Origin of the sequence: Bradyrhizobium sp. 137, from assembly GCF_023074095.1 — a bacterium.
Taxonomy (GTDB): Bacteria; Pseudomonadota; Alphaproteobacteria; order Rhizobiales; family Xanthobacteraceae; genus Bradyrhizobium.
Map to the genome: position 1 here is coordinate 144,491 of NZ_JADPKU010000055.1, position 12,861 is coordinate 157,351.

11 protein-coding genes are annotated in these 12,861 nt (G+C 64.7%); 9 read left to right on the top strand and 2 right to left on the bottom strand.

The features are described 5' to 3' along the window. The first annotated feature begins 110 nt into the window (after window positions 1-110). The 5 genes from soxB (at window position 111) to IVA78_RS17145 (ending at window position 5,275) form a co-directional block, all read left to right on the top strand. A complete protein-coding gene (gene soxB / locus IVA78_RS17125; protein ID WP_247466641.1) occupies window positions 111-1,862 on the top strand; it encodes a thiosulfohydrolase SoxB in 1,752 nt (583 codons plus the stop codon). Beyond that, window positions 1,859-2,317: a hypothetical protein gene (locus tag IVA78_RS17130; protein WP_247281910.1), complete on the top strand. Its 459-nt coding sequence runs from the start codon at window positions 1,859-1,861 to the stop codon at window positions 2,315-2,317. The genes soxB and IVA78_RS17130 overlap by 4 nt, the downstream gene beginning before the upstream one ends. A 252-nt stretch (window positions 2,318-2,569) precedes the next feature. Next, a complete protein-coding gene (locus IVA78_RS17135; protein ID WP_247281911.1) occupies window positions 2,570-3,607 on the top strand; it encodes an MBL fold metallo-hydrolase in 1,038 nt (345 codons plus the stop codon). A gap of 86 nt (window positions 3,608-3,693) precedes the next feature. Then, window positions 3,694-3,882, top strand: a complete 189-nt coding sequence (locus tag IVA78_RS17140; RefSeq protein ID WP_247281912.1) for a hypothetical protein — start codon at window positions 3,694-3,696, stop codon at window positions 3,880-3,882. 184 nt (window positions 3,883-4,066) lie between these two features. Beyond that, window positions 4,067-5,275 (top strand): MFS transporter, encoded by a 1,209-nt coding sequence (locus IVA78_RS17145; RefSeq protein ID WP_247466643.1) that lies wholly within the window; start codon window positions 4,067-4,069, stop codon window positions 5,273-5,275. 111 nt (window positions 5,276-5,386) lie between these two features. Here IVA78_RS17145 and IVA78_RS17150 read toward each other — a convergent pair whose 3' ends face one another. Next, window positions 5,387-6,712, bottom strand: coding sequence for an MFS transporter (locus tag IVA78_RS17150; RefSeq protein ID WP_247418216.1), 1,326 nt, complete (start codon window positions 6,710-6,712; stop codon window positions 5,387-5,389). Window positions 6,713-6,861: 149 nt separating this feature from the next. Between IVA78_RS17150 and IVA78_RS17155 the strand changes: the two genes are divergently transcribed. From IVA78_RS17155 to IVA78_RS17170, 4 genes are read left to right on the top strand one after another with little or no spacing between them, the layout of a single operon-like run. Beyond that, window positions 6,862-7,515 (top strand): ABC transporter ATP-binding protein, encoded by a 654-nt coding sequence (locus IVA78_RS17155; protein ID WP_247281915.1) that lies wholly within the window; start codon window positions 6,862-6,864, stop codon window positions 7,513-7,515. Continuing rightward, complete coding sequence (locus IVA78_RS17160; protein ID WP_247466645.1) at window positions 7,512-9,974, top strand: FtsX-like permease family protein; 2,463 nt, start codon at window positions 7,512-7,514, stop codon at window positions 9,972-9,974. The genes IVA78_RS17155 and IVA78_RS17160 overlap by 4 nt, the downstream gene beginning before the upstream one ends. Beyond that, window positions 9,964-11,046 carry a lipocalin-like domain-containing protein gene (locus IVA78_RS17165; protein ID WP_247466647.1) on the top strand — a complete coding sequence of 361 codons (1,083 nt, stop codon included), beginning with the start codon at window positions 9,964-9,966 and terminating at the stop codon, window positions 11,044-11,046. Before IVA78_RS17160 ends, IVA78_RS17165 begins: the two co-directional genes overlap by 11 nt. Before the next feature lie 24 nt (window positions 11,047-11,070). Beyond that, window positions 11,071-11,457, top strand: coding sequence for an MAPEG family protein (locus IVA78_RS17170; RefSeq protein WP_247466648.1), 387 nt, complete (start codon window positions 11,071-11,073; stop codon window positions 11,455-11,457). 138 nt (window positions 11,458-11,595) lie between these two features. Here IVA78_RS17170 and IVA78_RS17175 read toward each other — a convergent pair whose 3' ends face one another. Beyond that, window positions 11,596-12,786, bottom strand: coding sequence for an ABC transporter substrate-binding protein (locus IVA78_RS17175; RefSeq protein WP_247466650.1), 1,191 nt, complete (start codon window positions 12,784-12,786; stop codon window positions 11,596-11,598). Between the last annotated feature and the right edge of the window lie 75 nt (window positions 12,787-12,861).

A 12,861-nucleotide genomic window follows, 5' to 3' on the forward strand; every position in this document is an offset into this window, starting at 1 on the left:
TGAGCATGATCTTGTCGGAAAGCCGCACCAAACCTTGCGCTGACGCGGCCCTTCGGATCCGGATATGCTTGTAGAACAGTCGACAGCGTTGAGGGCGCGGAGAAGTTAAGATGGGCATCCGCCGCCGCGATTTCCTGAAGAGCGCGGGCCTAGCCGCCGCATCGCTCGGACTGCCGCGGCTCGCGCGCGGTGCCGACACCGCGAGCATCTATGACATCGAGCGTTTCGGCAATGCGCGCATCCTGCACATCACCGACACGCATGCGCAGCTCAATCCGGTCTATTTCCGCGAGCCCAGCGTCAATATCGGCATCGGCGAGATGGCGGGACGACCGCCGCACCTGGTTGGCCGCGCCTTCCTGGAGCGGTTCGGCATCCGGTCCGACAGCGCGGATGCCTATGCCTTCACCTGCTTCGAATTCGAGAAATCTGCGGGCCGCTTCGGCAAGCTCGGCGGCTTTGCCCATCTGAAGACGCTGATCGACCGCTTGCGCGGCGACGTCGGCGCAAAACATTCGCTGCTCGTCGATGGCGGCGACCTCTGGCAGGGCACCGGGCTTGCCAACGTCATGCAGGGCCGCGACATGGTCGAGGTCGCGAATCTGCTCGACATCGAGGCGATGACCGGACATTGGGAATTCACCTATGGCGAGCAGGTGCTGCGCGACAATCTCGAGCGCTTCAAGGGCGAGTTTCTGGCACAGAACGTCTTCCTGACCGAAGAGGCCGCCTTCAACGACGCCCCCGCCTTCGACAAGGCCAGCGGGCGCGTGTTCAAACCGTCTGTCATCAAGGAGCTCGGCGGCCATCGTGTCGCAATTGTGGGCCAGGCGTTCCCTTACGTGCCGATCGCGCATCCCAAGCGGTTCACGCCGGACTGGACCTTTGGCATCCGCGAAGAGGAGTTGCAGAAGCATGTCGATGCTCTGCGCGCCACCGAGAAGGTCGATGCCGTCATCCTGCTGTCGCACAACGGTATGGACGTCGATCTCAAGCTCGCGAGCCGCGTCACCGGCATCGACGTCATCCTCGGCGGCCATACCCACGACGCCGTGCCGCAGCCGATTGCCGTGAAGAACGCTGGAGGAACCACGCTCGTCACCAATGCCGGCTCCAACGGAAAATTCCTGGCCGTGCTCGATCTCGCAATCGGCAAGGGCAAGGTCAGCGACATTCGTTATCATCTGCTGCCGGTTTTTTCCGAGCTGCTGAAGCCGGATCCGGGGATGGCCGAGCTGATCGGCCGGCTGCGCGCGCCGCATGTGAGCGACTGGTCGGAGAAGATCACAACGCCCGATCGCCTGCTCTACCGCCGGGGCAATTTTTCCGGTCCCGTCGACGAGTTGATCTGCACGGCGCTGCGCAGCGAGCTCGATGCCGAGATCGCGCTGTCGCCGGGCTTCCGCTGGGGCGTCACGGCGCTGTCGGGCCAGGCGCTGACCATGGAGGATCTGCTCGCGGAAACCGCGATCACCTATCCCGAGACCTATGTGCAGGAGATGACCGGCGCACAGATCAAGGACGTGCTGGAGGACATCTGCGACAACCTCTTCAACGCAGATCCCTATTACCAGCAGGGTGGCGACATGGTGCGCGCCGGCGGGTTCAGCTACACCTGCACGCCGGAGGCTGCGATCGGCGGCCGCATCTCCGAGCTGAAGCTCAACGGCGGCAAGGCGCTCGGCGCCAGCCACCGCTACAAGGTCGCAGGCTGGGCCTCGGTCAACCGCCAGCAAGGCGCGCCGGTGTGGGACGTCGTTGGCAAATATCTGCGCTCGGGCCGGATGTTTCAGGAGCGGCTCGGCTCCGGCGTCACGCTGAAAGGGGTCGAGGGCAATCCAGGCATTGCAGGACAAGGATGATGCGGTCGCAAATCTCATCCGCGATGCTGCTGGCATTGCTCGTCTGGGCAGCGATCCCGCCGGCTTTGGCGCAGCAGGTGCCGCTGCAGGACAAGCCGTTCGCCGAGCACAAGGTCGTGCTTCAGCTCTCCGACGGCGATGCGAAGAAACAGGCACTGGTGCTCAGCGTCACCAACAACCTGCTGAAGGCTTACGACCCTGACAAGATCGCGGTCGAAGTGGTGGCGTTCGGTCCCGGTATCGATCTGCTGCTGTCCGGCAGCGAGCGTCGCAAGCAGGTCGAGAGCCTGATCGCACAGGGCGTGCGCTTCGACATCTGCCTCAATACGGTGGACACGATCGAGCGCGAGACGGGCAAGCGGCCGGAGTTCATTCCCGCGGCGACGCCGGTGCAGGTGGGCGTCGGGCAGATCCTGTTCCTGGCGGAGAACGGCTACACGGTGGTGCGGCCGTAGGAGCTGTCCGAGCTTGTCGCACGTCCGCGCAACACAATCGGTGTCATTCCCCGCGAAGGCGGCCCCCTCATCCCGTTCAGCGCCTCTGGAATACTGGATCGCCCGCCTGCGCGGGCGATGACAGGGGTGGGTGGGGACGGCCACCCGCGCAATAAAGATCTTCTAAAATTCATTCTCTACACAGTGATTTGCTTCTCTCTGGGGCCCGTCCCGTAGTAGAATCCTAGAAATCACCACACGTCAGGTCCCGCCATGATCTTCCGCCAGCTCTTCGACAGTGTTTCGGGCACCTACAGCTATCTGCTTGCGAGCCGCCCAGGCGGCGAGGCGCTGATCCTCGATCCCGTGTTGGAGAAGGTCGACCGCTACTGCCAATTGCTGCGCGAGCTCGACCTCAAGCTGGTCAAGGCGATCGACACCCATCTGCATGCCGATCACGTCACCGGTCTCGGCGAGTTGCGCGACCGCACCCATTGCATGACTGTGATGGGCGATCAGACCAAGGCCGACGTGGTGGCGATGCGGGTCGCCGACGGCGACAAAGTGACGATCGAGGGCCTGTCGCTCGACGTGATGTACACGCCGGGCCACACCGACGATTCCTATTCGTATCTGATGGGCGACCGTGTCTTCACCGGCGATACGCTTCTGATCCGCGGCACCGGCCGCACCGATTTCCAGAACGGCTCATCGCGCGCGCAATACGATTCGATTTTCAACCGCCTGCTCAAGCTGCCGGACGAGACGATGGTGTTTCCGGCGCATGACTACAAGGGCGATACCGTCTCCACCATCGGCGAGGAGAAGCGCTACAATCCGCGGCTCCAGGTCCGCTCGGTCGACGAATATATCGAGCTGATGGCCAATCTGAAGCTGCCCAATCCGAAGATGATGGATGTGGCGGTCCCTGCCAACATGCATGTCGGCCTGCATCAGGAGGAGCTCGAGAAAGAGGGCCGCGCGCTCAGCGCCGCCGAGGCGATCCGCATCCTCGGCCGGCCCGACATCCTGCTGGTCGATCTGCGCGAGAGCAACGAGCGGATGAAGCACGGCATGCTCGAAGGCGCGCTGCACACGCCCTATCAATCTGTGGAGGAGAGCCTGAAGCCCGGCGGCATGCTGCGGGAGGTCGCAGCCGCTACCGGCCGCCGCGTCGTGTTCTTCTGCGCCTTCGGCGAACGCTCGGCGATGGCGGTGGCCGCCGCCAAGGAGGCGGGGCTCTCCAACAGCGCGCACATCGCCGGCGGTCTGGATGCCTGGAAGAAGGCAGGCGGGCCGGTGGTGCACTGAACGGCCGAGTGCCGTGCTTGAGATAGATCAGGAAGTTCCCATATGTCGGGCTAGGACGGATGCAGCATCACCATCCGGGAGCCGCCATGGCCAAGATCGGCAAGCCGAGCGAGCCGCCCAAGATCGCGGACAACAAGATCGCGGACGATAAGCAAGCGCAAGACAAGGCGAAAAAGCCCAAGCCTCCGCGCGAGATCGACCATGACGATTACGAAGACGGCGACATCGCGACCCCGAAGCGCGACCGCTACGGGCCGGACGACGAGCCGTTGTGAGGACGGTGCTCGCGGGTTGAGCGCACGCTGGCGCAACATCCTCCAAAGTCGTTCCGGCGAAGTGGAGGCATAGCGACAACCTCATGCCGCCGCCCGCGCTACCTGCCATGCGCCCGCGTTCATGGACAAATAACCGCTCTGCCCGATAGTTTGCGCCTCCTTTGGGACGCAAGACGGAACTGCAATGGTCGACGTTCTCGCCGCACCGCAGCAAGGCAAGGCGGACAGCGCGCTGCGCACGCTGACGGGGATCTCGATCGCGCATTGGGTCAGCCATTTCCATCTGCTCGTGCTTCCGATGCTGTTCCCGTTCCTCAAGAGCCAGCTCGGCGTGGGTTATATCGAGCTCGGCTTCGCACTCACCGTGTTTGCGGTGGTGTCGGGATTGACGCAGGCGCCGACCGGCTATCTCGTCGACCATTTTGGCGCGCGACGAATTCTGCTGGCCGGGCTCGCACTCGGCGGCTTCGCGCTGATCCTGCTCGGCTTGCACCTCAGCTACGCCTCGCTAATCGCGTGCGCCGTGCTGCTGGGCCTCGCCAACAGCGTCTACCATCCCGCCGATTACGCGATCCTGGCCGCGCACATGGACGAGGCGCGGATGGGCCGCGCCTTCTCGATCCACACTTTTGCCGGCTTTCTCGGCGGCGCCGTCGCTCCTGCCATCGTCGCTGCGCTCGTCACGTTGTCCGGTGGCACTGGAGCGCTGATCGCCTCCGGCGCGATCGGTGTCGCGGTGGCGCTGCTGCTGATCACCATGAACATTCCCGACGCCGGCGCGCACAAGACAAAACCCGGCAGCGCGAACGCGCCAAAACAGGCCGTCATCACGCCGGCGCTGATCACGCTGACCGCGCTGTTCATGCTGCTGAGCCTCTCGGTTGCCGGCATCAACAATTTCGGCGTGGTGGCGCTGATGAGCGGCTACGGCGCCTCCTACTCCGCCGCCAACATCGCGCTGACGGCATTCCTTGGCGCCAGCGCCATCGGCGTGCTCGCAGGCGGCTTGCTCGCCGACCGAACCGAGCGCCACGGCCAGGTCGCCGCGGCCTGCTTTGCCGCGAATGCGGCGATCGTGCTGCTGATCGCACTCGCCACACTGCCGGGCTGGGCTCTCACCGCGGCGATGACGGCCGCAGGCTTCCTCAGCGGCGTGATCGCACCCTCGCGCGACATGCTGGTGCGCAACGCGGCTCCTCCCGGCGCTGCGGGGCGTGCCTTCGGCATCGTCTCCACCGGATTCAATCTCGGCGGCATCGTCAGCCCGCTGCTGTTCGGCTGGATCATGGACCAGAGCGCGCCGCACTGGGTGTTCGGCGCCTCCGTGATCTTCATGGCGGCGACGGTGGTGCTGTCAGGGTTCACGGAGCAGAAGCGGCGACCACAAAGCTAGTCGTCCGTTCCGGCGCCAAACATCGCCCCGCAGTCATGACCCCGGATCGGCGCGCCCTTGGGGCGCGCTTGTCCGGGGACGAGGGTGTTGCTTGGGCGTGCGCCGCCACCCTTACGTCGGCGATACCGCGCTCTTCAGCGCGCCCGCCTGCGGGGCGGCACCGCCCGTCAACCTGGCGCGTTCGGTGTTCGGCCAGAGCAGCAGCAGGCCGAGCAGGCCGGAGCCGACCATGATCGCCGCATTGATGGTGAAGCCGGTCATGTAGCCGTCGAGCATGCTGCCGGCGTGCTGGATCACGGTGCCCATCACGGCGGGTGCGATGATGCCCGAAAGCGTATAGAGCGCGCCGTAGATCGCGAGGATGGCGCCGCGCTGCGATGTCGGCGTGAACTCGCCGAGCATGGGCGGGCAGACGACATAGATCGCGCCGCACAGGCCCGTTCCGACCACGAGCAAAGCCAGCTGAAGGCCGGCGCCCTGGACATGCGGCATCGTCGCCAGGATCAGGCCGCCGACGACCAGCGGCACCGAGCCGAGCACGCCGCGAGCGATGCGCGTGGTCGAGCCGCGGGCCATCATCATTTGCGAGATCCAGCCCGTCAGGATCACGATGGTGGCGCCGAAGATCCAGGGCAGAGTGGAAATCCAGCCGGCTTGGCTCTGAGAGAAGCCGAGACCCTTGATGATGAAGGGCGTGAACCAGGTCAGCCCGAGCGACAGCGCCCAATAGGCCCCGAAGGTCGCGGCGACGCAGCCGAGAAAGGTGCGCGAGGTGAGAAGCTGAATGTAGGGAATCTTCGTCTCGGTGGCGGCGAGGGCCTGCGCATCCTCCAGCGGCCCCTCCTTGCCGAGCGCGAGCCAGGCACAGACCCAGACCAGGCCGACGACGCCGAGCGCGCCGAAGGCATAGTGCCAGGAATGGTTGACGATGATCCAGTTCAAGGCCGGCACTGCGATGATCACGCCAAAGGCCGAGCCTTGCGACAGGATCGCGGTCGGCAACGTGCGCTTCTCGTCAGGGAACCATTTATAGATGGCGTGCGCCGCGACCGAGAAGGCCGGGCCTTCGCCGGCGCCCAGCACGATGCGGCAGATCAGGAGCGTGGTGAAGGAGACGGTGCCGACCATGGGAAACTGCGCCAGCGCCCAAACCACCGCGAGCGACAGCAGCACCCAGCGCGTCGGCACCTTGTTGACGATGAAGCCGACCACGATGGCCGAGATCGAGAACAGGAAGAAGAACGAAGAGCCGAGCAGGCCGAATTGCTCCGGCGTGAGCTTGAGGTCCGCCATGATCGGCACGCCGGCAAGACCGACGACGATCTTGTCGGCAAAGTTCACCAGCATGAACAGAAACAGGAGAAAGGTGATGGTCCAGGCGCCCTTCGGCGTCGCTGTCGGCTTGCTCGCCGCGGACGGCGTTCCCTGAGCGCTCATGCTTCTATTTTCCCCATGTATCTTTTTGGCACTTTTTTGATTTGACCTTCTTGGAGCTAACAACGGCTTGGATGCCAACGCAACCCCGGCATTTCCGCAGCAAGTGTGCTAGGCAGCAATTCCGCTAATTCCGTCCGGCGCCATTAATCGTGCTGAACATCAAAAATCTCTCGAAGACCTTCTTCTCAGCCGGCGAGCCGGTCCACGTGCTGCGCGGCGTCGATCTCGACCTCGCGGCCGGCGAGCGGGTCGCGCTGACGGGAGAATCCGGCAGCGGCAAGAGCACGCTGCTGCACCTGATCGCCGGGCTCGATGCGGCTGATAGCGGCTCGATCCGGCTGGCGGACATCGAGGTCACGAAGCTGTCGGATGCGGGACGCGCCAGCTTGCGACGCGACCGGGTCGGCTTGGTTTTTCAGCAGTTCAACCTGATCCCGAGCCTGTCGGTCGCGGACAATCTCGCCTTCCAGGCCCGGATCGCCGGCCGGCACGATGCGGCCTGGACCAAAGAGCTGATCGAACGGCTCGGACTTCGCACTCTCCTCAAGCGTTATCCAGAGCAATTGTCGGGCGGACAGCAGCAGCGGGTCGCCATCGGCCGGGCGCTGGCGACGAAGCCTTCGCTGCTGCTGGCGGACGAGCCGACTGGCAATCTGGACGAAGCCACCGCCGAGGACGTGCTGGCGCTGACGCGCGATCTCGTGGCGCGCACGGGCTGCGGCTTCCTGATGGTGACGCACAGCCTGCATCTGGCAGCGACGCTCGACCGCCACCTTACTTTGCACGGCGGGCGCATCGCATGAGGCGCGCGCTGTGGATCCTCGCCGTGCTGCTCAGCCATTGGCGGCGTCACCAGATGCAGTTCGCAACGCTGCTGATCGGGCTGATCGCGGCGACCGCGCTGTGGAGTGGCGTGCAGGCGATCAACCAGCAGGCCCGCAGCGCCTATGACCGCGCCGCGGCGACATTCGGCGGCGCACGTACGGCGATGCTGGTCGCGCCGGATTCGGCGACCTTTTCCCAGGAGCTGTTCATAAAATTGCGCCGCGCCGGTTGGCCGGTCTCCCCGGTACTGGAGGGACGCGTCCAGATCAATGGACGCTCGGTGCGGCTGCTCGGCATCGAGCCGGTGACGCTGCCGACCGACGTCGGCAATGCGCCGCGCCTTGGCGCCTCGGATCTCAGCAGTTTCGTCGCGCCGCCGGGCCAGACGCTGGTGGCGCGGGAGACGCTGAGTGACTTCCAAGAGCAGGAGGGTGCGGTGCTGGTGATCAGCAGCGGCGCAAAACTGCCGCCGCTGCGCGTGCTGCCGCAGCTCGTGCCCGGCGTGCTGGCGGTCGATATCGGCGTGGCGCAGCGGCTCCTCAACAAGCCGGACCAGGTGTCGCGGTTGCTGATCGGCAAGGCGAAGGGTAAGCCCACGTCACTTCAAAGCGTCGTCGGCGATCAGCTGCAGCGGGTTGAGCCGGATGCCGAGACGGAGCTGGAACGCCTCACCGACAGTTTTCATCTCAATCTCACCGCCTTCGGCCTGTTGTCATTCTTCGTCGGGCTCTTCATCGTCAATTCGGCCGTCGGCCTCGCCTTCGAGCAGCGTCTGCCGATGCTGCGGACGTTGCGCGCCTGCGGCGCGTCGGCGCGGCTGGTCAACACGATGCTGGTGCTGGAGCTGGTGGTGCTGGCGCTGATCGCCGGGCTGATCGGGCTCGTCTGCGGTTATTTCATCGCGGCAGCGCTGTTGCCCGACGTCGCGGCGTCGCTGCGCGGGCTCTATGGCGCGCAGATCCCGGGGCAGCTGACGCTGCGTTCCGAATGGTGGCTGGCTGGTATCGGCATCAGCGTTGTCGGCGCGCTGGTCGCGGCCGCAACCAGCCTGATCAAGGCGATCAGGATGCCGGTGCTGGCAACCGCGCAACCACGCGCCTGGCAGCAGGCGCAGCGCCGCTGGCTGATCCTGCAAAGTGCAGGCGCCTGCGCCGTATTCGCCGTCGCGCTGCTGCTGCTTCACTATGGGCAATCGCTGATCGCAGGCTTCGGCGTGCTGGCCGCGCTGATGCTCGGTGCGGCCCTGATCCTTCCGACATTTCTCGAACTCATCCTGCTCGTTGGCCAGCGTTGGGCGAAAGGGCCGCTGGCGCTGTGGTTCTGGGCCGACAGCCGGCAGCAACTCTCCGGATTGTCGCTGGCGCTGATGGCGCTGCTGCTTGCACTCGCCGTCAATGTCGGGGTGTCCACGATGGTGGAGACGTTCAGCCGGACCTTTATCGGCTGGCTCAATGGACGGCTGGCGGCCGACGTCTACATCAGCGCGTCCGACAACACGCAAGGCGTTGCGATCCGGAACTGGCTGCGCGAGCGCAGCGATGTCCAGGCGATCCTCTCGGGCGGACGCGCGGAGGCGCAAGTTCAGGGCCAGCCGGTGGAATTGCTCGGCCTTCCCGACCACGCGCTCTATCGCGAACGCTGGCCGCTGCTGGAAGCCGCGCCGCGCGCCTGGACCCGGCTCGTGCCCGGCAATGCTGCCTTCATCAGCGAGCAGTTGAGCCGCCGGCTGAACGTCCGCATCGGCGACGTCGTCGAGGTGCCGGCGCCGGGCGGGACCTGGGAGCTCGACATTGTCGGCATCTATGCTGACTACGGCAATCCCAAGGGGCAGCTCGCCATCAATGTCGCGGCGCTGATCCGGCAATTTCCGCAGACGCCGCAGACGCGGATCGGCCTGATCGTCGACAAGAACGATATCCCCGGCCTGATCTCAGCGTTGCAGAAGCAATTTGCGCTCGACGATCGCAGCGTCGCCGACCAGGCGACGGTGAAGGCGGAATCGATCCGCATCTTCAACCGCACCTTTGCGGTCACGTCCGCGCTGAATGCCTTTACGCTTGGCGTCGCCGGCATCGCGCTGCTCACAAGCCTGCTGACGTTGGCCAACTCCCGCCTGCCGCAGCTTGCGCCGCTGTGGGCGATGGGCCTCACCCGGCCGCGCCTTGCCGCGATCGAGCTGACCAAGACGCTATCGGTGGCGCTGTTCACATCGCTCTTGGCCGTGCCGCTCGGCCTCTTGGTGGCGTGGTGCCTGATCGCGATCGTCAATGTGAAGGCATTCGGCTGGCGGCTGCCGTTCCATGTGTTTCCGCTGCAATTGGTCGAGTTGGTCGCGGTCGCGCTGCTCGCCTCGCTGCTTGCCGCATTGCTGCCGATGCTACGGCTGGCGCGGATGCAGCCGGCAAATCTCGTCAAGGTGTTCGCCAATGAGCGCTGAGAAAATCTCACGACGCGCGGTCATCGGCGGCTTTGCTGCGCTGGCACTCACACCTCGCGCGGGGGCGCAGGGCTATGCCGGGCTCGGCGAGACCGCGGACGGCTTTGCCAAGGTAACGGCGGGCAAGGTCTTCACCTTTCCGGGCGATCACGGGCCGCATCCGGAGTTTCGCATCGAGTGGTGGTATCTCACGGCCAACCTCGTCGATGCCAGTGGTGCTGCTTGCGGCCTGCAATGGACCCTGTTCCGCCAGGCGGCGCAGCCGGGCCCGCAACGCGAGGGCTGGGCCAATCAGCAGGTATGGATGGGACATGCGGCGGTGACGCGCGCCGACACCCACCGCTTTAGCGAGACGTTTTCACGCGGCGGTGTGGGGCAGGCCGGCGTCACGGCCAAGCCGTTCGATGCCTGGATCGACGATTGGGAAATGAAGGGGCTTGAGCGCACCGATGATCGCACGCTGGCGCCGCTGACGCTCAAAGCCTCCGCCACCGACTTCAGCTATGCGCTGACGCTGGAGGCCGATCGTCCGATGGTATTGCAGGGCGACCGCGGCTACAGCCGCAAGTCGGAGCGCGGGCAAGCATCTTACTATTACAGCCAGCCGTTCTACCGCGCGCGCGGCAGCATCACGATCGACGATAAGCCGGCCGAAGTGATGGGCCAGGCCTGGATGGACCGCGAATGGAGCAGCCAGCCGCTGGATGCCGATCAGACCGGTTGGGACTGGCTGTCGCTGCATCTCGGATCCGGCGACAAGCTGATGCTGTACCGGCTGCGGCAGAAGGACGGCCAAAACTATCCGTTCGGCAATTGGATCAGCGCCGCCGGCGAGACGCGGATGATTGCAGGTAGCGACATCCAGATGATGCCGAAGGCGACCGCGGATGTTGCGGGACGCAAGCTGCCGGTGGAATGGCACATCGCAATCCCCTCGCAATCGTTCTCGATCCTGTGCAAGCCGCTCAATCCAGGGGCCTGGATGGGGACCGGCTTCTCCTACTGGGAAGGGCCGATGAGCTTTGCCGGCACGCATGATGGCGTTGGCTATCTCGAGCTGACGGGCTATTGAAGCGCGATCTCGAAGGGACTAACGATGCATCATCTCACCGCCCTCGTCACGCTGCTGGCGATCGCATTTTACTTTTTCACCGCCGTCAACGTCTCTCGCTCGCGCACCAAGACCGGCGTCAAGGTACCGGCGATGTCCGGCCATCCGGATTTCGAGCGCGCCTTTCGCATCCAGATGAACACGCTGGAATGGATGCCGATCTTCCTGCCGGCGCTGTGGCTGTTCGCCATCTATATCAGCGACGCCATCGCAGCCAGCATCGGCGTGGTCTGGATCATCGGCCGCATCCTCTATTTCGTCGGCTATTCCAAGGCGGCGGCAAAGCGCAGCCTGGGTTTCGCGATCCAGAGCCTCGCCGCCATGGCGCTGTGGGCGGGGGCGTTAGGGGCGGTGGCGTTGCGGCTGATGTGAGGGCCCATCTGCGGCTCCAAATTCCGCCGTCATTCCGGGGCGGCGCATTGGCGCCGAACCCGGAATCTCGAGATTCTCAGGTGCGCAATTGCGCACCATAGTTCGATGCTTCGCATCGCCCCGGAATGACGCTGCGCGTCACTTCGTCAGCGGACAGCCGCTTTCCTTGGCGGCGAAGAATGCCTTGTCGCCGGGGACGGTAGCGAGCAGCTTGTAATAGTCCCAGGGCTTCTTGGATTCCGAGGGCTTCTTGACCTCGAACAGATACATGTCGTGGACCATGCGGCCGTTTTCGAGCACCTTGCCACCTTGCGCGAAGTCGTCGTCGACCGGCAGCTCCTTCAGCTTCTTGGCAACCGCGTCCGAATCCTTGGTTCCGGCGGCCTTGACCGCCTTGAGATAGCTCAGCGTCGCCGAATAGGTGCCAGCGTGGATCATGCTCGGCATCCGCCCGGTGCGCTTGAGGAAGCGTTCGCCGAGATTGCGGGTGCGATCGTTGAGATCCCAGTAATAGCCCTCGGTCAGCACCAGGCCTTGCGCAGCTTGCAAGCCGAGGCCGTTCACTTCAGCGAGCGTCATCAGCAGGCCGGCGAGCTTCTGGCCACTTGCGACGATGCCGAACTCGGACGCCTGCTTGATCGAGTTGGTGGTGTCGAGGCCGGCATTGGCGAGGCCGACGATCTTCGCCTTCGAGCTCTGCGCCTGGAGCAGGAAGGAGGAGAAGTCCGATGAGTTGAGCGGCACGCGTACCGAGCCGACCACCTTGCCGCCATTGGCGGTGACGATCTCGCTGGTGTCCTTTTCCAGCGCGTACCCGAAGGCGTAGTCCGCGGTGAGGAAGAACCAGGTGTCGCCGCCGGCCTTGGTCAGCGCACCGCCGGTGCCAACGCCGAGCGCGCGGGTGTCGTAGGCCCAGTGGAAGCCGTAAGGCTGGCAGGCATCGCCGGTGAGGCGCGAGGTCGCGGCGCCGACGACGATGTCGATCTTCTTCTTTTCCTTGGAGAGCTCGTGGATCGCGAGTGCGACCGAGGAGGTGGTCAGCTCCGTGATCATGTCGACATTCTCGACGTCATACCAGCGCCGCGCAATCGAGCTGGCGAGATCCGGCTTGTTCTGGTGGTCGGCCGTGATGAGCTCGATCTTCTGGCCGAGCACCTCGCCGCCAAAGTCCTCGATCGCCATCTTCGCGGCTTCGACCGACCATTTGCCGCCGTAGTCGGCATAGACGCCGGACTGGTCGTTGAGGATGCCGATCTTGACGCCCTGCGCGGCGGCCGGCGCCGTCAGCAATACGGCAGAGGCCGCTACGGCCAAAAATGTTGATTTCATATGTTAACTCCCAGCAGTCTTCTGTTGTGAAATCGCGCGGATAGTAGTGAAGAACCCCGCGCATGCCCATCCATT